Consider the following 19,056-nt stretch of genomic DNA (forward strand, 5'->3'; position numbering starts at 1 on the left):
ATGAGAACCGCCTGATGGGGCGTCAGGCAGAAAAGTCAACCCTTGTGCTTACGGAAACGAAGTTTTTACATGGACAGTGGACCTACAGGCGGTCCCGCAGGTCCGCCTGGTGGACCACCAGTTCGTAGCAGCTTGCCCCGCAGGTACCGACGCACCACCGGATCAGCCTGGGACGTCAGGAAGTCGGCCAGGTCGCTGACGGCGAACCGGCGGATGATCAATCGTGCGCTCCGCACTCGCCCTCCCCTCGCCCGACGGGGCCGCCGATCATGTCACACCGCCGAGCGTTCCCGAGGCTTCCGGCCGGCACCGCAACCCGTGCCAGCGATGGTTGCGGTTACGGGATTGGGCTGCGGTTATGGTCGGGCCGGTTGATGGTTGAGGGATGCGGATTGGCTGGCTGCCGCGGGTGTGGTGGCGGTTCGTGGCCGCTCCGCTGGCGATCTGGTTGCTGCTGACCGCCGGCGGCGCGGCGGCGCTGCTGTGGGCGCAGAATCGGGGCCGGGCCGCCGTGGTGCAGCGGTTCGACCTGCGGCTGGACCTGATGGCGGACTTCGTGGCCAGCTACGTCGCGGATCTGATCGACCGTGAGCGGGTTCAGGCGCAGGCTCTGCTGGCCGATTCCGTGGTGAGCCAGCGGGACTTCACCCGCTCGGTGGCCGGGTTCGGCTACCCCGCCGCCGTGCTGCTGGATGCCCGCGGCCGGCTGCTGCACGCCGTGCCGCCCGATCCGTCGCAGCGCGGGCGAGACCTGACCGGCCGCTACGCGCACCTGCGGACCGCCGTGTACGACGGGCGGCCGGCGGTGTCGCAGGTGGTCCGGTCGGCGGTACGGAAAGACTTCGTCGTGGCGTTCGCCGTCCCCTTCGACACGACCTCGGGACGGCGGGTGTTCTCCGGCGCGGTCACGATCGCCCGCAGCCCGCTGTCGGCGTATCTGTCCAGCGCCTGGACGCTGGCCGGCATCCAGGTGCAGCTGACCGACTCCGCCGGGGCGGTCGCGGCCAGCAACCACACCATCCGGACCAGCACACCGTCGCTGTCCGCCGACAACCCGGACCTGGCCCGCGCGCTGACCCACCATGACCGTGGCCGGTATCAGGCCGGTGGACGGTGGTGGCGGTACGTGTCACTGCCCATTCCCGCAACACCGTGGCGGCTGTCGGCGACCGTCCCGGAGGACGTCCTGTTCGCCTCCGTGCGCGGCAACGAGATCGCCGGGCAAGCCGCGCTGGCTACCGCCGCCGGGGTGGGGCTGCTGGTCGTCGCGGCCGCCGCCCGTGCCCGACGGCACCGCCGCGAGCTGCAGATCAGCGAACAGCGCTTCCGCAAGGTGTTCGACCACTCCCGGATCGGCATGATCATCACCGACCCGCGCGGTCGGTTCCTGCGGATCAACCCGGCATTCGCGCAGATGCTCGGCCGCCCGGTCGACGAACTCGTCGGCAAACACTTCGCCGACATCACCCATCCCGACGACAAAGACACCGGCCTGGAAGTGCTGCGTGACTGCCTCGCCGGCCGGCTCGACAGCTTCGAACTCCACAAACGCTATCGGCACGCCGACGGGCACCTGATCGAAGCCGTGGTGACCAGTGCCCTGCTCCGCGAGCCGGGTGGCAGCCCGCAGTTCTTCGCGACCCAGATCATCGACGTGACCGAACGCCACGCGCTGCAACGCGCCCGCGACCGCCAGCAGGCCGAACTCACCGAACGCGCCGAACAGCTGCAGCAGGTCAACGCTCAGATGGCCGACTTCATGGCCATGCTGACCCACGACGTACGCCAGCCGCTGACCGGCATCATCGGCCGGGGCGAGCTGCTGATCGAGGAGTGGGCCGACCTGTCCGACGACGACCGGATCCGGTACGTGCGGCAGATGACCGCCGCCGGGCACCGCGCCGACCAACTCGTCGACGAAATCCTCACCCTCGCCCAACTCGACGCCGGCGCCCTCATCGCCCGCCCCAAACCGGTCGACCTCAGCCACCTTGTCGCCGAAGCCGCCACCGCGCACGCCGCGGGCTCCGCTCAGCCCATCAAGGTGTTGGCCCCCGACCAGGCAATCGCCCTCGCGGACCCGGCCCATCTCCAGCTGATCCTCGCCAACCTGCTCGGCAACGCGCTCAAGTACGGCGCCCCACCGGTCACCGTCACCGCCACCCACCACCGCGGCCACGTCGAGATTCGGGTCACCGACAACGGCGAAGGCGTGCCACCCGCGTTCGTAGCGCACCTGTTCGAAAGGTTCGCCCGCGCCGACACCGGTGTCGCTCTCACCAAGCGAGGCACCGGCCTCGGCCTCTATCTCGTCCAGCGACTCGCCCAGGCCGGCGGGATCACCGTCGCCTACCGGCCGCACCGCCCGCACGGCTCCACCTTCGTACTCACCGTTCCGCGCACCGCCGCACCCAACACCATCAGCGGCACCACGACACTGCACCGGGATCGGATCGACCCCGCCACGACGAAGGGCTGACGGCTCCTCAACGCCTCCGGATGGTCCGGGTCAGCATCCAGAGGGACGCCAGGGTGGCGGGGAAGGCCAGCAGCCAGGTTGCCCACCAGGGGCCGTCACCGAGCCACTGCACGAAGGCGCCGCCGCAGATCAGTACGCTCACGGCGCCGCCGAGGATCCGGCCCGGGCGGGTGCGGTAGAACGGCTCCTTGCGGATCGGCTCGTGCCGGGAGACCGCGAGCGCGTAGTCCTCGACCGGGCCGAACTCCTCCTCCGGTGTGCGGCCCGACTCGGCCACATGTGCGCGGGCCTCGCGGGCGAGGTCACCGGCGCGCTCCGGGGCGAGGTCGTAGCGGCCGATCAGCAGGCCGGTCAGGCGGGTCAGCCACGCCTCGGCGCCGGTCGGCCGAGCCGTCCGCGGGGTGGGTGCGACGTGCGGCACGAGCTCGGTGGGCTTTTTCGGGGCGCGCGTCAGCAGATAAAGACCGACCAGCGCGACCGCGACGATCGCCGGTGCCGGGACGGGGAAGAGGTGTTCGCGGGACAGCCCCGTGTAGGCCGCTGCCGCACCCGCCCCGAAGACCACGGCCGCGATGTAGCTGAACTTCGCCAGGTGGGGCCGGCCGGACGCACGCAGGGCCTGCGGGACACCCCGGACCGCGAACAACGCCACGATCAGCAGTGCGGTGCCGGTGAGGGCCGCGGCGGTGGCCGGGAACGACCAGGTGTGTTCCTTTGCGGCGAAGAACAGCGGCAGCACGGTGGCGGCCAGCGACAGCACGAACAGCTGGCCGGTCAGGTGGCCCATCGGGGTCAGGCCGTCGCGGTCGACCTTCTCCAGCAGCTCCGGCGGCTGCTCGGCGGCCGTCGTCGCGGCGAACTCCTTCGGGTCACCGAACGCTTCGTACGGGGACTCGCCGGTGTATTCGCAGTGGGCGCGCACGTCCGCGATGATCGGGTTTGCGGCGTGGTAGCCCAGGCCCTCGTCACCCAGAGCTATCCGTGCCTTCAGTTCCCAGCCCTCGAACGGCTCGGTCTTGGCCATCATGAGCTCTCCTCGGTCGACGTGGTGAGCATGCGATCGAACGCGGCGGCGAAGGCGCGCCACCGGTCGCGCTCGGCGGTGAGGCGGTCGCGGCCGGCGGGGGTGATGGCGTAGACCTTCCGGCCCGGGCCGCCCTCGCCCGGCTGCCAGTCGGCGGCCACCGCCCCGGCCGCCTCGAGCCGGCCGAGCACCGGGTAGAGCGCGCCGCCCTTGATCTGACCGACTCCGTGCTCGGCCAGGCGCTGGGCCAGTGCGTACCCGTGGCGGTCGCCCTCGGACAGGACGGCCAGGATCGCGAGGTCCAGTGCCCCGCGCAGCCATCCCCCGGCCGGATCAGCCTCCACCACCGCTCAGCTCCTCCCGGTCCCGACTAGTCGCCATCGGTTACTAGTCCGAATCCAGACTAGCAGGCGCCTACAGGTGTGCGAGCAGCGCCCGCGGGCGATCCAGCGGCACGATGTGACCGCACCCCGGAATGAGATGCCCGTCGAGGTCGTCGGCGATCGGCTGCAGCTGGCGGTGCAACGCGTCGCCGACCGGCCGGGCGCCGATCGCCGTCACCGGCATCGGCAGGCGCCGCGGCGCCTCCGACGCGATCTGGCCGGCGGTCACGCTCATCGCGCGATAGTGCGCGAAGGCGCAGCGCAGGCTTTCCATCCCGGTGTACGCCGTGACGAACGCATCCCGCAGGTCGCCGCCGACACCTGACCCGTCGAACGTGCCGGCGCGCAGGAAGAAGTCGAGGTACTCCCCCTCGCGGCCGGCCAGAACCTGTTCGGCCAGGCCCGGGACCTGGTGGAAGCCGAACCACCACGGCGGGGTGAAGCCTTCGGCCCCCGGCAGCCCGCCGAGCACCGCCTCCATCACCACCAGCCGGGTGACCCGTTCGGGATGGCGCAGAGCGAGCAGCACCGCCGGCGGCGCCCCCAGGTCGAGGGCCATCACCTCGGCGGCGGGGATGTCCAGGGCGTCGAGCAGTGCCCGGGCGTCCTCCGCGAGCGTGCCCGCGTCGTACCCGCCGGATGCCCGCGTGGTGCCGCCGAGCCCGCGCAGATCCGGCGCGATCACCCGCCGGGTGCGGGCCAGCTCGGGGATGACCGCGGACCAGACCTGCCAGGTGTGCGGAAACCCGTGCAGCAGAAGGATCGCCGGGCCGTCACCGGCGACCGTCACGTTGATCTCGATGCCGTTGGCCGCGACGCGCATGTCACTCCCGGGTTGGTAACCATCAGTTACCTGATTACCGTAAGGACGGCTAGGATCGGGCGGAAGAACGCACTTCGCCGGAAGGTGGTAACTCCGTGGTGCCTGCCCGCCGGGGTGACCTGTTCGATCCGGCCTGCCCCACCCGGCGTCTGCTCGACCGGGTCGGCGGCAAGTGGGTCGCCATGATCGTGAAGGTGCTGGCCGAGGCCGAGCCGGACGAGTTGGGCTTCGCCGAGCTCCGGCGCCGCGTCCCCGGCATCTCGCACAAGATGCTGGCCCAGACCCTGCGATCGCTGACCGCCGACGGCCTGGCCGATCGGCGGGTGGAGCCCTCCACCCCACCCCGGGTGCATTACCGGCTCACCGACCTGGGCCGCTCGCTCGACGAGCCGCTCGCCGCCCTGCGCGAGTGGGCCGAACGCCACATGCCGGACATCGATGACTTCGCCCGGCGGGGCGGCACATCTCCGTAGCGGCAATATCTATTTCACCTATAGGATTACTATTCATGAGTGTGCTCGATGCCGTTGGCAACACACCGCTGATCCGGCTCACCCGCGTCACCGCCGGCATCGACGCCGCCGTGCACCTCAAGGCCGAGTTCCTCAACCCGGGCGGCAGCGTCAAGGACCGGGCCGCGCTCTCGATGGTCGACGCCGCCGAGGCCACCGGCGAGCTTCGTCCCGGTGGGGTGATCGTCGAGGGCACGTCCGGCAACACCGGCATCGGGCTGGCGATGATCGCCGCGCAGCGCGGCTACCGGGCGCTGGTCGTGGTGCCCGACAAGAGCAGCGGCGAGAAACTCGCGGCACTTCGGGCGTACGGCGCCGAGGTGATCGTCACCACCGGCGGGGTCACCCGCGAGGACCCTCGGCACGTCTCGCAGATCGCCGCGCGGCTCGCCGCCGAGACTCCGGGCGGATGGCTGGCCGGGCAGTACGACAATCCCGCCAACCCCGGCGCCCATTACGCCACCACCGGCCCGGAGATCTGGCGGCAGACCGGCGGCCGGGTCACCCACTTCGTGGCCGGGGTCGGCACCGGCGGCACGATCAGCGGCGCGGGCGCCTACCTGCGGGAGACCGGCGCGGTGACCGTCGTCGGCGCCGATCCGGAGAACTCGGTGTACGGCGGCGGCGACGGCAGTCCGTACTACGTGGAGAGCATCGGGCACTACGTCCACCCGGACACCACCGAGGACGTGTGGCCGCAGTCCTACGACCCGAAGGTGGCCGACCGCATCGAGCGGGTCGGCGACCGGGAGTCGATCGAGATGACCCGCCGGCTGGCCCGCGAGGAGGGGATCCTGGTGGGCGCCTCCACCGGGACGGCGGTGGTGGCGGCGCTGCGGGTGGCTCGCGAGCTCGGGCCGGACGGGCTCGTGGTCGTCCTCGCGCCGGACTCCGGGCGGGCCTACCTGTCGAAATACTTCGACGACGGCTGGCTGCGCCGGACCGGTTTTCCCGCGCCGGCGGTGCCGGGGCCGCTGATCGGGGACGGCCCGGTGCGGCCGGCGGTCCTCGCGCCGATCACCGGCCGGGCGGGCGACCTGCCCGCCGGACCGGGGGTCGCGCTGTTGCTGCTGCCCCGCACGCAGCGGGCGGGCACCGGCCCGGCGCCCGGTGACGTGGCCGGCTCGGTGCCGCTCGGCGGGGCCGCGGCGGCGGACACTCCGCTCGCGGCCCTGGCCGAGCCCGCGCCGCCGACGGCCGGGGTGCACGAGCCGGTGGCGGACGCTCTCGCCCGCACACCGGCCGATGCCCGGTGGCTCGCCGTCCTCACCGACGGGCGGATCACCGGCGTGATCGCCCGCGCCGACTACTTCAGATAGCCGACCTCGGCGTACCGCCGGTCGCTTCTCGCACGGCTGGGACGATCTCGTTCGACCAGCGGTCCAGCGCGGCGGGCTCCGGCGTGCCGCCGCTGGGTGAGAAGAGCATGAAGCCGCCCGCGCCGTGCTCCAGCACGGCTCCGGTCAGTTCCTCGACCCACTGGGCGGCGGAACCTCCGATCCACCGGCCGTCGTGGTCCCGGGTTTTCGCCGGCGGCTGGGTGGTCATGCGGCCAGGCAGGTTGAAGATCGTACGGATATCGCCGGGATCGCGGCCGGCGGCCGCCGCTGCCTCGTCGATGACCGGGCGCGATTCCTGGTATCGCCGGCTCTGCCAGTCCGCGGCGTGGCCGGGGATCCAGCCGTCAGCCACCCGGCCGGTGGCGGCCAGCGACTTCCGCCCGACGGATCCGGTCCACACGGGAGGGGTGGGCGCAGCGGCCGGCTCGATCTCTCGCACCTGGAAACGGCGCCCCTGGTGCGTCACCGGCGGGCCGCCGCCGGACAGCAGCCGAACCAGCCGGATCGCCTCTTCGAAGGCCTCGACGGCCGCCCCGGGAGTGAGCCCTGGTACGCCCATGTCGGCGATGCGGTCCCACCGCCCGCCGGCGCCGACACCCAGCACCACGCGGCCGCCGGACAGTGCGACAGCGTCGTCACCGTGCGCGCCAGCATGGGTGCGGGCCGCAGCGGCAGGTTCGTGACGTTGGCAAAACCCGACAGTCGGGACGTGCGGCCGAGGATGAGGGCGATGGCGGCGTACGCGTCCAGACGCTCGCCGAGATAGGGATGGTCGGAGAGCGAGATCAGGTCGAGGCCGTCCTGGTCGGCCTGCTGCGCCATGCGCAGCAGCTCCGGGCCGTCGTCGACGACGGAGTGAGCACCAAAACTAAAGTGGCCGGGACACGATCGTGGTGGCTCAGCTGCCGCGCGCCGCTGCGGCTCGATCCCAGTCGGGTGGGTCGGCCGGGTGCAGGGCCGGGTCGTCGGCCGCGAAGGTGTGGACCGGGCCGGGTGGGGTGCCCGGGCCCTCGAAGCGGACGGTCACCCGCCCGTGGCCGCTGCCCCAGACCCAGCCCGCACCGTGGTGGTCGTGCCGCAGATCCTGGCCCGGCCGCCAGGCGGTCGGCGGGGCCTCGGGTGGCCCGGCCGTTGCGACCGCCGCCGGGCTGACCGGCGGATCGTCGGCGGGAGGGCTGTCGATCATCGAGCCGAACAGGTCGTCCTGGACGAAGCCGGCCAGTGTCGTGGCTCCGACGCCGAGCAGCCGGATGCCGGCGGAGGTGTCGACCTCGGCCAGCAATCGCCGGGCGAACTGCGCGACCAGCCGGGGGTCGTCGGTGGGCTGGGCGCGCGTCGCCGAGCGGGTGATGGTGGTGAAGTCGTGGTGGCGGACCTTGATGGTGATGGTGCGGGCCGACAGTCCACCGGAGCGCAGCCGGCCGCCGACCCGGGTCGCGAGCAGATCGATCTCGGTGTTGAGGCGGGTGCGGTCGGTCAGGTCGACGTCGAAGGTCTCCTCGGCGGAGACGGATTTCGCTTCGCGTTCGCCGACGATCGGCCGGTCGTCGTCGGCTCGGGCGAGCCGGTAGAGGCCGGCCCCGTGCGCCTGCCCGAACCAGTCGATCAGCTCCGGCAGCTCGACCCGGGCGAGCTCACCGATGGTGTGCAACCCGGCGCGGCGTAGTCGTTCGGCGGTGGCGGGGCCGACACCGGGGAGCCGGGTGACCGGCAGCGGGTGCAGCAGCGCCCGTTCCTGTCCGGGAGCGCACACGGTCAGCCCGTCCGGTTTGTGCAGGTCCGAGCCGATCTTCGCGACGAGCTTGGAGGTGGCCACGCCGATCGACGCGGTGACCCCGCCGGTAGCCGCGGCGATGGCCGTTCTGATCTGTTCGGCCAGCGCGGTGACCCCGGGCACGGACAGGTCGTGGCGGCCCGCGGCGGCCAGGTCGAGGTAGGCCTCGTCGATCGAGACCTGCTCCATCAGCGGCGACACGTCGGCGAGCAACGCCATCACGACCTCGCTGGTCTTGCGGTAGGCCGCGAACCTCGGGGCGAGAAACGCGGTGCCGGGCGGGCAGCGCCGTCTCGCCTCGGCGGTCGGCATCGCCGACCGTGCCCCGTACGCGCGTGCCTCGTACGATGCGGTCGCGACGACACCTCGGCCGGCCACCCCGCCGACGATGACCGGCCGGCCGCGCAGCGACACCTTGTCGCGCTGCTCGACCGCGGCGAACATCGCGTCGAGGTCAACATGGGCGATGCTCGCCGCCGGTCTCATCGATGCCCCCGCTTCACGGACTCCAGTGTCCGCCAGGGGTACGACAAAAATGCCGCGCCGGAACCCGGGGTGTCAGGGCAGTTCCTCCGCGGTGTCCTTCAGCGAGGTCAGCATGCGGCGGGTCTGCGGCGTGTCCGGGAGCAGCGCGAGAAGCAGCGGAGCGGACGAGAACGCCGACTGGTGGGTCATCATGCGGCGCACCCATTCCATGCCCGCCGCCAGTTCGGCTTCGGGATCGGTCGCGCCGCCCTCGCGTACCCAGTTGCCGAGCGCCGATCGGTGGATCGCGTCGATGAGGGCGGCGAGGGCCATCGGCTGGAACGGGGGCGCGTCGGGCGGGAGGTGATCGCGCAGGTACGACCGGGTCAGTGCCACGTACCGCTCGTGTTCGACGACCTCCCGCTTGCGCAGTTCCGGCACGATGCGGGTCAGTTTGTAGCGCCGGAGGACGAGTTCGGGCCGGCTGATGAATTCGCGGAGCGACTCCTCGGTGGCGGTGATGACGGCATCGACCGGATCGGTGCCGGGCGGAGCCGCCGCGAGACACCGCTCGACCAGCCCGAGGCGTTCGGTGTGGTCCGGGAATACCAGTTCGTCCTTGCTTTCGAAGTGCCGGAAGACGGTGCGGCGGGACACGCTGGACGCCTCGGCGACGGCTTCGACCGTGACGTTCGCGTACCCGTCCTTGAGGAACAGGGCCATCGCCGTTTCCGAGATCCGGTACTTGGTGTCGAGTATTTTCCGCGATGTCACCGACCGGTGCCCTCTCCTGACGTGGTGTGGCGCAAGCTGCGGTCTGGCGAACTGTAATCACCGGCGGCGCTGCGACGCACGTCGCAGCCGCCGGACATGCCACCGGTGGCGGACGGTTCCCCAGACTCCGCGGCGGAACAGCAGCACCACGAGGATGAAGACCGAGCCGGTGATCAGGTCGATGCCGTGGAAGCCGGAGGAGGCGAGGTAATCGGCGAGCGTCACGTTCAGGAACGCGCCCACGACTCCGCCCCACAGCGTGCCGATGCCGCCGAGAACCGTCATCAGCACGACGTCGCCCGAGGTGGTCCAGTGCAGTTCGGTCAGTGCGACGAATCCGTGGCTGATCGCGAACACCCCACCGGCCAGGCCGGTCAGCCCGGCGGAGAGCACGAAGGCGACGGCCTTGTATTTGTCGACGTCATAGCCGAGCGCCCGGGCGCGCGGTGTGTTGTCGCGGATCGACACCAGAACCCGCCCGAACGGCGAGTGCACGATCCGCCACGCCGCCCACATGCCGAACAGCAGGATCGGCAGGGCCGCGTAATAGAAGTAGAACGACTCGGTCTCCACCGGTTCGAGGCCGAAGAACGACCGGGGTACGCCCTGCAGCCCGTTCTCGCCGCCGGTCAGGTCGCTCCACTGATAGCCGATGAAGTAGACCATCTGCGCGAAGGCGAGGGTGACCATCGCGAAGTAGATCCCGGAGCGGCGCACCGACACGTACCCGATGGGAAGCGCGAGAATCATCGCGAAGACCGCGCCGCCGGCGACGGCCACCGGGAACGGCACGCCGTAGTGCGTGGCGATCAGGCCGGTCACGTAGGCCGAACTCCCCCAGAACGCCGCGTGCCCGAAGGAGAGCAGGCCGGTGTAGCCGAGCAGGATGTCCACGGCGATGGCGAACAGTGCCAGCGCCACGATGTCCATCGCCACCGGCGGATAGACGAACCAGGGCAGGGCGAGCGCCGCCACCAGGCCGGCGGCCAGCAGGATCCACCGCAGCCTCGGATTGTTCGCGGCCACCGGGATGTCGGCCCCGGCCGGCGGGGCCTCGGTGATCACGGACTGAGTCATGCCGTCGCCTCCTGACGTCCGAACAGCCCGGCCGGCCTGATCAGAATGACCAGGGCCATCAGGACGAAGATGAGGATCTGCGCGAACGTCGGGGCGTACGCCTGGCCGAAGGCCTCGACCAGACCGACCAGGAAGCCCGCGACCACCGCGCCGACGATCGACCCGAGGCCGCCGATGACCACGACCGCGAACAGAATGATCGCGAAGTTGTTGCCCATCTCGGCGGTGATCGCCCGGAACGGCGCGGCGAGCACACCGGCGAGGCCGGCGAGCGCGACGCCGAAGCCGAAGACCGGCGTCACCCAGCGTCCCACGTTGATGCCCAGGGCTCGGGCGAGCTCAGGTTTCTCCGTCGCCGCCCGGACGATCATGCCGATCCGGGTGCGCGTCATCACCAGCCAGACGAGCACGCACACCGCGACCGAGAACAGCAGGACGAACAGCTGGTAGCGCGGCAGCACCACGCCGGCCAGGTCGACCCGTCCCCGCAGGCCGCCGGGCAGTCGGTACGGCAGTCCGGAGACGCCGTACCGCTGCTTGACCAGCTCGACCAGGACCAGGGTGAGGCCGAAGGTGAGCAGAAGGTTGTAGAGCGGATCAAGGCGGAGCAGCCACTGGACGAGCAGCCGCTCCACCACGACGCCGAAACCGAACATCAGCACCGGCACCACCAGCAGCGACCACCACAGCGGGAGATCGAGGGTGTCGAGCAGGACCGCAGTGGCGACCGCGCCGAGCATGTAGAACGCGCCGTGGGCGAAATTGACCACGCCCAGGACCCCGAAGATGACCGCCAGCCCCAGCGCCGCCAGCGCGTAGAAGCTGCCGGCCGCCAATCCCTGGACGGCGTACTGGAGGACCGCGCTCATGGCTTCATCGAGCAGCCGGACGCCTCGGCCGGTGGGAACCCTTCGGCCGCCGGGATCTTGGCCACGATCTCCTCGTAGTCCCAGTCCTCCTTCACGTCGGCCGGCTTCTTGACCCGGGCGAGGTTGGCGTCGTGGACGACCGAGTGGTCCTGGGCGCGAATCTCGCCGTTGCGCAGGAACACGTCGTTGACCTTCTTGCCCTCGAGTTTCGCGACCACCGCGTCGGCGTCGTCGGTGCCGGCCGCCTGAACCGCGTCCAGATATTGCAGCGCGGCGGAGTAGTTGCCGGCGTGCTCGAAACTCGGGCGGGCCCCGGTCTCGGCCAGGAACCGGTCGGCCCAGGCGCGGGCCTCGGCGTCCATGTTCCAGTACCAGGGGTCGGTGAACAGCGTGCCGGCGAACTGCTCCACGCCCAGCGAGTGGATGTCGTTGATGAGCATCAGCCCGACAGCCAGCTCGACGCCCTTCTCCTTCAGCCCCGACTCGTTGAACTGCTTGACCAGGTTGATCAGGTCACCGCCGGCCTGCATCGTGCCGATCACATCGGGATTGCTGCTGCCGGCCTTGGTGAGGAAGGTCGCGAAGTTCTCGTTCGGGAACGGCGTGGGGATGGTCTCCTGAACCGTGCCACCCGCCTTCGTGACCGCCGTGGTGAAGGACTTGGTCATGTTCTGCCCGAACTCGTAGTCGGGGAAGATGATCGTCCATTTCTTGCCGCCGTTGCGGGTGACCGTTGCGCCGGTGCCGGTGGCGAGCAGGTGGGTGTTGTACGCCCACTGGAAGGTGTACTTGTTGCACTGGGCACCGGTCAGCGCGGTGGTCGCCGCGCTGACGTCGAGGAACAGCTTCTTGTGGTTCTTCGCCTGGGTGGCGACGGCCAGCGCGGCGGACGAGGTCGGCACGTCCAGGATGACGTCCGCGCCGCCCCGCTCGTACAGCTCGGAGGCCTTGGTGTTGGCGATGTCCGGCTTGTTCTGGTGGTCGGTCGAGGTCACCTCGATCTTCTTGACGACCGCCTGGTCGCCGTACTTCGTCCGGTAGTCGGCGACGGCCATCTCGACCGCCTTGACGGAGTTCGGCCCGGACGCGTCCTTGTAGATCCCGGACTGGTCGTTGAGGACCGCCAGCACCAGCTTGTCCCCCGAGAAGTCACCGCCCGAACTGGCGGGCCCGCCGCCACCGCAGGCGCTCAGCAGCAGTGTCACCGTGATGGCCGAGGCGCCGGCCCACTTTCGCTTGCTCTCCATGGTGTTCTCTCCCAGTCGGTCAGATGCCGAGGTGTTTGAGCAGGTCGCCCTCGCGGCGCCGGAACTCGTCGTTGTCGAGGGTCTCGACGATGCGGCCCTGGCTGAGCAGGTAGTGCCGGTCGGCCACGGTCGCCGCGAACTTGACGTTCTGCTCGATCAGCAGCACGCCGGCGCCGGTCGCCTTGACGTCGCGGATGATCGCCCCGATCCGGGCCACGATCACCGGGGCCAGGCCTTCGGAGGGCTCGTCCATGAGCAGCAGACGGGCGCCGGTGCGCAGCACCCGGGCGATGGCCAGCATCTGCTGCTCACCGCCGGAGAGCGTGGTGCCGGGCGCCTTGCGGCGCTCGGCGAGCACCGGGAAGGCCTGGTAGACCTGCTCCAGCGCCCAGGCCCGGTCGGAGACCGTGGGCGGCAGCAGCAGGTTCTCCTCCACCGTGAGGCTCGCGTAGATGCCGCGGTCGTCCTGGACCCAGCCCATGCCGGCCCGGGCCCGGCGGTGCGCCGGCAGGCCGGTGATGTCGCGGCCGTGCAGGCGTACGGTGCCGCCGGCCTGCTGGTGCAGGCCGATCAGGCACCGCACCAGGGTGGTCTTGCCGGCGCCGTTGCGGCCGGCCAGCGAGACGACCTCGCCCGCGTTCACCCGGACGTCCACTCCGTGCAGCGCCTGCGCCTGGCCGTACCACGCCGTCAGGCCGGTGACCTCAAGCATGGTCGGCCTCACCCAGGTACGCGGTGATCACCCGGTCGTCGTTGCGGACCTCGTCGTAGCCGCCCTCGGCCAGGATCCGGCCCTGCTGCAGCACCGTCACCCGGTCGGCCAGGCTGCCGACGACGTGCATGTTGTGGTCGACGAACACCACGGTGCGACCGGCGGCGAGGCGGCGGACCAGCTCGATGGTGCGGTCGACGTCCTCGATCCCCATCCCGGCCGTCGGCTCGTCGAGGAGCATCACCGGCGGGTCCAGGGCCAGCACCAGGGCCAGTTCCAGCGCGCGCTTCTGCCCGTACGCCAGAAGTCCGGCCGGCTTGTCGGCCAGTGGCATCAGTCCGACCTGCGTGAGCAGGTCGTCCACCCGGGCGCGAGGCCGGCCGAGCAGTTTCTCCGACCGCCAGAACCGGAACCCCTGCCGGCTGTGGCCCTGCAGGGCCAGTTCGACGTGCTCGCGGCTCGTGAGGGTGTCGAAGAGGCTGGTGATCTGGAACGACCGGGCCACGCCCCGGCGTGCGACCCGCTCGGGCGGCAGACCGGTGACGTCCTCGCCGAACACCGTGATCGTCCCGGAGGTGGGGGCCAGGAAGCCGGTCAGCAGGTTGAACAACGTGGTCTTGCCGGCACCGTTGGGACCGACCAGCGCGTGCACGCTGCCCTCGCGAACCTCCAGGTCGACCGCGTCGACCGCCCGGAAACCCCGGAAGACCTTGGTCAGAGCCCGGGTACGGATCGCCACCCGGCCGCCCGCCGTCACGCGGTCCCCCGCGCACACACGAAGCTCTGGGCGCGGGCGGGATCACCGGAGCGGTATCTCGGCCAGCCCGGGTACTCGCAGAGCGGGCGGGTCCGGCCGTCCCTGGGGTCCTGCACCACGGGCCGGGCCGGCGGCTGCCCGTCCCGCACCCAGCGTTCCAGGGCGGAGAGCGAGTCCCAGGTGGCGGCGAACGCGGGCGCACCGAAGTTGGCGTGATTCGCGCCCGGCGCGACGTAGTACCGCAGGAACGCATCGGTCCGCCGGGGGCCGACCGTGGCCCGCACGCGCCGGTAGTAGTCGTTCGTGGACCGGTGCGAGACGAGCTCGTCGGCGGAGCCGTGCATCAGGATCAGTCGTCCGCCGGACCGCGCGAAGGGACGGAGGTCTGCGTCGTTGCGGTCCTGGATGGTGGAGAGGTAGCTGATCCGGGAGAGCCACTTCCCGGGTCGCCGCGGGTCCACCGCCATCCAGTTGTGGGCGGGGTCCCGGGTCAGGAAGTACTTCACCCACTGATCCCAGTACTGGAATCCGTACCCGCTGGTGGTCGGCATGGGATCGGCGGGCGCGGTGGTGCCGAACCCGAGATACGGCGTCCGCATGTCAGCGCCCGACAGGAACGGGAATCCCGGGTAGTACCGCTCACCGCTGGCGATGCGGTACGGCCACCGGAACGGTGTGGACGCCACCGTCACGGAGGCGATCTGCGGGTCGGAGAGGCAGGTCGGCCCGGTGTCGGCGCCGGCCGGGCAGCGGAGCACCCGGGGGTCGAAGTGGCAGCCGCCGACATCCGAGATGATCCGGTCCTCGACGCCGTCGCGCCCGTCGCAGGCCGCCATGACGCTGTTGTAGAGCAGAGTCTGCTCAGCCGGCCCGGGGAACGCGCCGGGCCGGGACATCACCTGTGCCAGGTACCCCAGGTCCAGGGCTTCGGCCATGTTGTTCCAGGCGGGGTAGGCGGAGATGACGCCGTCGAACGCGTCCGGCCACCGCTGCGCGACGACCAGAGCCTCGCGGCCGCCGGTCGAGCCGCCCGCGAAGTACGTCCGGCCGGGTCCGGTGCCGTAGCCACGGCGGACGAGGTACAGGGCGGCGTCGTGGGTCTTCCGGAGCGCATCGCCGGCGGCGAAGTTCCGCAGGGCCTCGTCGTTCTGGCCGAAGGACCCGTCCAGGGACCCGGCGGGCCCGGCCTGATGGCCGGAATCGCTGGCGTACGTCGCATATCCCCGAGCCAGCGGCGCCGGCGAGTCGGGACGGCCGAACGGCACGTTCTGGGTGATGTCGGGGATCGTCCCGTTGTAGCCGCCGCCACCGAACATCATCGTGTCGCGGTTCCAGCCGGTGGGCATCCCGAGCTGCAGCCGGATGTCCGGGGCGGACGGGTCCTTCGGGAAGAGCGACGCGCGGACACTGCAGTACTCCACGGTCCGGCCGCTCACCACCTGCGTCAGCCGGGATGCCGACTCGACCCGGCCGCCCCGGGTCGGCAGGCTGATCGCCGAGGCCGGAATCGTCGTTCCGGCCAGCTCCGCGCATCTCGGGGCGGTGCTCACCGCGGCTGCGGCCGGACCAGGCCCGAAGACCACCCCCGCACTCACCAACGCGGTCGCGAACGCCAGTATTCGACCCATTTGCGAACCTCCAGACGAGCACGCTGTGCCACCAAGAGATTGATGAGCGGCACTGAGTGCCACCGACTGTGCCATGGGTCACAATGGACTCGCAAGGGAAACGCCAAGGAAATGTCCGCAATGGACAGACGATCTTGGCCAACCGCCGGGGACCTGGACTAGCCGGCGGTGCGTGCGGCTCCGATCTGCACGTAACACATCAGCGCCGGCTGATCGGACCGGTTCTTCCACGCGTGCCGGGTGCCGAGCTGCACCACGCACGTGCCGGGCGTCAGGGTCACCTCCGCCCCGTTGTCGAGCTCGAGGCACAGCTCGCCTTCCAGACAGATGGCGTAGTCGACGGTGTCCGTCGTGTGCATGCCGTCCCCCTTTTCCTCGAACGGGTCGGTCAGCCCGGGCAGCTTCTCAGCGACCTCATCGGCGACGCGGACGGGGTCCGGCATCGGCTGCGGCTCGGACGAGTGTGCCGCCCATCGGAGGAACAGGGCCCGGCTGCCGCCGAGGCCGGGAAAGTAGGGCCGCAGGACGGGCTCGGCGTCCCGCTCGCCGACCCTCGCCTCCCCGTCCGGGGTTCCCCAGAGGAGATAGAAGTCGGCTCCCGGCAGAGCCTGGACGTTCACCGGGTCCGGGTGGCGGTCCTCGACGAAGACCGCCTCGCCGGCGCGGTTGTGGCCCGTCACGATCAGGCGCGGTTCGATGGGCATCGCGGATCCTTTCGATGGTTCAGTCCTCTTCGGTCGCCGTGTCGGCGAACCGTTGACGGAGCTTCTGTTTCGACCACTTGCCGGTGGCGGTCTTGGGGATCTCGGTCATCATTTCGACGCGTTCGGGGATCCACCACGACGCGACACGGCCGCGCAGATAGGCCCGTACGTCGTCCGGGGTCAGATTCACTCCTTCGGACGGCACGACGCAGGCCACCGGCCGCTCCCCCCACCGTGGGTGGGTCACGCCGATCACGGCCGCCTCCCTGACCCGCGGGTCGGACAGGACCGCGTTCTCGAGCGCGACCGAGGAGATCCACTCACCGCCGGACTTCACCAGGTCCTTGGAGCGATCCACGATCCGCAGGTAGCCCCAGGCGTCGATCGTCGCCACGTCTCCGGTCCGCAGCCACCCGTCCGCGGTGAACGCGTCCGCCCCGGCGTCCGAGCCCACGTAGGCACTGGCGATCGTCGGCCCGGCGACCTGGAGCTCGCCCTGGCTCTGCCCGTCCCGGGGCTGCTCCACGCCGTCGTCGGCGACGACCCGGATCTCGGTCAGCGGCACGGCCGGGCCCGGGCTGCCGAGCAACAGCCGGCGCGCCTCACCGTCGAGCCCGTCGTGGTGGGTCGCCAGCCGGGAGGTGGTGACGACGGGACTGGTCTCGGTCATCCCCCACGCGTTGATCAGCGGTATCCCGACCGCTCGCTGGTAGGCGCCGGACAGCGCGTCGTCGACCGCGCCGCCCCCGCACGCGATGTGGCGCAGGCTGCTGAGGTCGTGGCCGCCCAGCACCGGGACCAGATCGCGCCACACGGTCGCGACGCCCGCGCTGAACGTGACCCGGTGCCGGGACAGGAGCGAGACCAATTCCTCCGGAGCCCGCAGCGGTCCGGGCAGCACCAGGTCGGAACCGCTCTGCATGGCGGCGTACGGAAGTCCCCACGCGTTCACGTGGAACATCGGCACGATCGGCGCCACCACGTCCCGTTCGCTCAGCGCGAAGACGTCCGCGCCGAGCAGCAGCAGGCTGTGCAGCACGATCGAACGGTGGCTGTAGAGGACGCCCTTGGGATCACCCGTCGTTCCCGAGGTGTAGCAGAGCGAGGCGGCGAGGTTCTCGTCCTCGATCACCGTCTCCAGCGGGCCGTCGGCCTGCCCGGCCAGGAGTTCCTCGTAGTCGAGCACGCGCGGGTCGTCCGGCAGCGGCATGTCGCCGCCGTCGTCCATGACGATGACGTGCCGCACCGAGTCGAACGACGCGACCAACGGCCAGATCACCGGCAGGATCGTCCGGTCGACGAACAGCACGTCGTCGGCGGCGTCATTGACGATGAACCTGATCTGCTCGCGGTAGAGCCGGTGGTTGACCGTGTGCAGGATCCGTCCCGAGCTGGGAATCCCCAGGTAGAGCTCGACGTGACGCTGGCTGTTCCAGGCGAAGGTGCCGACGCACGCCCCGGCCGGCACCCCCAGGCTCTCCAGGGCTCGCACCAGCCGGCGGACGCGCGGCGCCACCGCACGCCACGTCGCCACCGTCTCGGTGGTGCCGCCGGTGATGATCCGCTTGTGGCCGAACTGGGTCTCGACCCGCGACAGCAGCGTCGGGATGGTCAGTGGGCGATCCTGCATCAGCCCGCGCATCAGGAAAGCTCCCCGCCGGTCTCGACCGCCTCGATCCGCCCCGCCCGCCCGGTGGTCTCGGACGGTTGCCAGCTGTTCGAGGTGAGGAGGAAGAGCGTCGTCCCGTCCGGTCCGCCGAGCACGCAGTCGGTGGCGCACCGCCCCCCGACGTCGATCGTCCGGGTGACCCGGCCGCCCGCCTCGACCCGCAGGAACTGCGCGGTCGCGATGGAGGAGACCCAGATCGCCCCGGTCCGGTCCACGCAGATCCCGTCGGGTGTCGACCCGGGCGGCAGGTCGGCCCACGTGCGTTTGCCGGTCAGCTCGCCGTGCTCGCCGACGTCGAACGCGGTCAGCCGGGCCGCCCAGGTCTCGGCCACCACCAGGGTCGAGGTGCCCGGCAGAACGACCATGCCGTTCGGGAAGACCATGTCGTTCTCGACCCGGGTCACTCGGCCGCCGGCGTCGATCCGGAAGATCGGACCGGGTCGCTGCAGCGCGTCGCCGTAGAGGTCGTACCCGAAGCCGCCCAGAAAGGTGCGGCCCCGGTCGTCGGTGACCAGATCGTTGACGGGTGCGTCGGTGAGATCCGAGACGTCGGCGAAGACGCTGAGCTTCCCGTCCGGGTCCAGCCGGCGGACCTTGCGGTCGATCATGCAGCTCACCAGCAGGGAGCCGTCCGGTAACCAGCCGAGCCCGGAGGGCTGGTCCGCGACGACCGTCACCTCCTCGAGCGTCCGCGCGGCCGGGTCGGCCCGGAAGACCTGCCCGGTGTGCATGTCGGAGAACCAGAGGCGGCCGTCGTGCCAGCGGGCGCCCTCGGGGAACCGTAGGTCGGAGTAGAGCAGGGTGAGTTCGGACATCGGC

At 70.9% G+C, this 19,056-nt stretch carries 17 protein-coding genes and 1 pseudogene; 3 read left to right on the forward strand and 15 right to left on the reverse strand.

Annotation, left to right across the window (positions count from 1 at the left end):
* Positions 1-385: 385 nt before the first annotated feature.
* On the forward strand, positions 386-2,479 hold the full coding sequence (locus tag Ato02nite_RS08340) for a sensor histidine kinase (protein ID WP_213005833.1): 2,094 nt from the start codon (positions 386-388) through the stop codon (positions 2,477-2,479).
* A 7-nt stretch (positions 2,480-2,486) separates the two neighbouring features.
* On the opposite strand, the gene Ato02nite_RS08345 is transcribed toward Ato02nite_RS08340, so the two are convergent.
* The 3 genes from Ato02nite_RS08345 to Ato02nite_RS08355 form a co-directional block, all read right to left on the reverse strand.
* On the reverse strand, positions 2,487-3,506 hold the full coding sequence (locus Ato02nite_RS08345; protein ID WP_213005834.1) for a hypothetical protein: 1,020 nt from the start codon (positions 3,504-3,506) through the stop codon (positions 2,487-2,489).
* Positions 3,503-3,850, reverse strand: coding sequence for a PadR family transcriptional regulator (locus tag Ato02nite_RS08350; protein WP_213005835.1), 348 nt, complete (start codon positions 3,848-3,850; stop codon positions 3,503-3,505). The genes Ato02nite_RS08345 and Ato02nite_RS08350 overlap by 4 nt, the downstream gene beginning before the upstream one ends.
* A 67-nt stretch (positions 3,851-3,917) precedes the next feature.
* Positions 3,918-4,709 carry an alpha/beta fold hydrolase gene (locus Ato02nite_RS08355; RefSeq protein ID WP_213005836.1) on the reverse strand — a complete coding sequence of 264 codons (792 nt, stop codon included), beginning with the start codon at positions 4,707-4,709 and terminating at the stop codon, positions 3,918-3,920.
* 95 nt (positions 4,710-4,804) lie between these two features.
* Between Ato02nite_RS08355 and Ato02nite_RS08360 the strand changes: the two genes are divergently transcribed.
* Complete coding sequence (locus tag Ato02nite_RS08360; protein WP_246606293.1) at positions 4,805-5,182, forward strand: winged helix-turn-helix transcriptional regulator; 378 nt, start codon at positions 4,805-4,807, stop codon at positions 5,180-5,182.
* 35 nt (positions 5,183-5,217) lie between these two features.
* The gene (locus Ato02nite_RS08365; RefSeq protein ID WP_213005837.1) at positions 5,218-6,540 is read left to right on the forward strand and encodes a PLP-dependent cysteine synthase family protein; all 1,323 of its coding nucleotides are present in this window, start codon (positions 5,218-5,220) and stop codon (positions 6,538-6,540) included.
* Here Ato02nite_RS08365 and Ato02nite_RS08370 read toward each other — a convergent pair.
* The 12 genes and pseudogenes from Ato02nite_RS08370 to Ato02nite_RS08430 all read right to left on the reverse strand — a co-directional run bounded on the left by Ato02nite_RS08370 (position 6,533) and on the right by Ato02nite_RS08430 (position 19,052).
* A pseudogene (locus Ato02nite_RS08370) lies at positions 6,533-7,383 on the reverse strand (LLM class flavin-dependent oxidoreductase). The gene Ato02nite_RS08365 and the pseudogene Ato02nite_RS08370 overlap by 8 nt on opposite strands.
* A 76-nt stretch (positions 7,384-7,459) precedes the next feature.
* Positions 7,460-8,821, reverse strand: coding sequence for a DNA polymerase IV (locus tag Ato02nite_RS08380; RefSeq protein WP_213005840.1), 1,362 nt, complete (start codon positions 8,819-8,821; stop codon positions 7,460-7,462).
* 72 nt (positions 8,822-8,893) lie between these two features.
* Positions 8,894-9,574, reverse strand: coding sequence for a TetR/AcrR family transcriptional regulator (locus Ato02nite_RS08385; RefSeq protein ID WP_213005841.1), 681 nt, complete (start codon positions 9,572-9,574; stop codon positions 8,894-8,896).
* Positions 9,575-9,631: 57 nt separating this feature from the next.
* A complete protein-coding gene (locus Ato02nite_RS08390; RefSeq protein WP_213005842.1) occupies positions 9,632-10,651 on the reverse strand; it encodes a branched-chain amino acid ABC transporter permease in 1,020 nt (339 codons plus the stop codon).
* Entirely contained in the window at positions 10,648-11,520 is an 873-nt protein-coding gene (locus Ato02nite_RS08395; protein WP_213005843.1) for a branched-chain amino acid ABC transporter permease, read from the reverse strand. Before Ato02nite_RS08395 ends, Ato02nite_RS08390 begins: the two co-directional genes overlap by 4 nt.
* Positions 11,517-12,767, reverse strand: a complete 1,251-nt coding sequence (locus Ato02nite_RS08400; protein ID WP_213005844.1) for an ABC transporter substrate-binding protein — start codon at positions 12,765-12,767, stop codon at positions 11,517-11,519. The genes Ato02nite_RS08395 and Ato02nite_RS08400 overlap by 4 nt, the downstream gene beginning before the upstream one ends.
* Before the next feature lie 19 nt (positions 12,768-12,786).
* Positions 12,787-13,479: an ABC transporter ATP-binding protein gene (locus tag Ato02nite_RS08405; protein WP_213005845.1), complete on the reverse strand. Its 693-nt coding sequence runs from the start codon at positions 13,477-13,479 to the stop codon at positions 12,787-12,789.
* Positions 13,472-14,236 carry an ABC transporter ATP-binding protein gene (locus tag Ato02nite_RS08410; RefSeq protein WP_246606294.1) on the reverse strand — a complete coding sequence of 255 codons (765 nt, stop codon included), beginning with the start codon at positions 14,234-14,236 and terminating at the stop codon, positions 13,472-13,474. The genes Ato02nite_RS08405 and Ato02nite_RS08410 overlap by 8 nt, the downstream gene beginning before the upstream one ends.
* The gene (locus Ato02nite_RS08415; RefSeq protein ID WP_213005846.1) at positions 14,233-15,864 is read right to left on the reverse strand and encodes a tannase/feruloyl esterase family alpha/beta hydrolase; all 1,632 of its coding nucleotides are present in this window, start codon (positions 15,862-15,864) and stop codon (positions 14,233-14,235) included. Before Ato02nite_RS08415 ends, Ato02nite_RS08410 begins: the two co-directional genes overlap by 4 nt.
* Positions 15,865-16,022: 158 nt before the next feature.
* The gene (locus Ato02nite_RS08420) at positions 16,023-16,568 is read right to left on the reverse strand and encodes a cupin domain-containing protein (RefSeq protein WP_213005847.1); all 546 of its coding nucleotides are present in this window, start codon (positions 16,566-16,568) and stop codon (positions 16,023-16,025) included.
* Between the two features lie 19 nt (positions 16,569-16,587).
* Positions 16,588-18,210 (reverse strand): long-chain fatty acid--CoA ligase, encoded by a 1,623-nt coding sequence (locus tag Ato02nite_RS08425; RefSeq protein ID WP_213005848.1) that lies wholly within the window; start codon positions 18,208-18,210, stop codon positions 16,588-16,590.
* Positions 18,210-19,052, reverse strand: a complete 843-nt coding sequence (locus tag Ato02nite_RS08430) for an SMP-30/gluconolactonase/LRE family protein (protein WP_213005849.1) — start codon at positions 19,050-19,052, stop codon at positions 18,210-18,212. The genes Ato02nite_RS08425 and Ato02nite_RS08430 overlap by 1 nt, the downstream gene beginning before the upstream one ends.
* Positions 19,053-19,056: the final 4 nt, after the last annotated feature.

It is taken from the genome of Paractinoplanes toevensis (assembly GCF_018332695.1).
GTDB lineage: Bacteria > Actinomycetota > Actinomycetes > Mycobacteriales > Micromonosporaceae > Actinoplanes > Actinoplanes toevensis.

Coding starts and splice junctions, on each gene's coding strand:
- Ato02nite_RS08340 (WP_213005833.1), top strand. CDS start 386: ATGCGGATTGGCTGGCTGCCGCGGGTGTGGTGGCGGTTCGTGGCCGCT.
- Ato02nite_RS08345 (WP_213005834.1), bottom strand. CDS start 3,506: ATGATGGCCAAGACCGAGCCGTTCGAGGGCTGGGAACTGAAGGCACGG.
- Ato02nite_RS08355 (WP_213005836.1), bottom strand. CDS start 4,709: ATGCGCGTCGCGGCCAACGGCATCGAGATCAACGTGACGGTCGCCGGT.
- Ato02nite_RS08365 (WP_213005837.1), top strand. CDS start 5,218: ATGAGTGTGCTCGATGCCGTTGGCAACACACCGCTGATCCGGCTCACC.
- Ato02nite_RS08380 (WP_213005840.1), bottom strand. CDS start 8,821: ATGAGACCGGCGGCGAGCATCGCCCATGTTGACCTCGACGCGATGTTC.
- Ato02nite_RS08390 (WP_213005842.1), bottom strand. CDS start 10,651: ATGACTCAGTCCGTGATCACCGAGGCCCCGCCGGCCGGGGCCGACATC.
- Ato02nite_RS08395 (WP_213005843.1), bottom strand. CDS start 11,520: ATGAGCGCGGTCCTCCAGTACGCCGTCCAGGGATTGGCGGCCGGCAGC.
- Ato02nite_RS08400 (WP_213005844.1), bottom strand. CDS start 12,767: ATGGAGAGCAAGCGAAAGTGGGCCGGCGCCTCGGCCATCACGGTGACA.
- Ato02nite_RS08405 (WP_213005845.1), bottom strand. CDS start 13,479: ATGCTTGAGGTCACCGGCCTGACGGCGTGGTACGGCCAGGCGCAGGCG.
- Ato02nite_RS08415 (WP_213005846.1), bottom strand. CDS start 15,864: ATGGGTCGAATACTGGCGTTCGCGACCGCGTTGGTGAGTGCGGGGGTG.
- Ato02nite_RS08420 (WP_213005847.1), bottom strand. CDS start 16,568: ATGCCCATCGAACCGCGCCTGATCGTGACGGGCCACAACCGCGCCGGC.
- Ato02nite_RS08425 (WP_213005848.1), bottom strand. CDS start 18,210: ATGCGCGGGCTGATGCAGGATCGCCCACTGACCATCCCGACGCTGCTG.
- Ato02nite_RS08430 (WP_213005849.1), bottom strand. CDS start 19,052: ATGTCCGAACTCACCCTGCTCTACTCCGACCTACGGTTCCCCGAGGGC.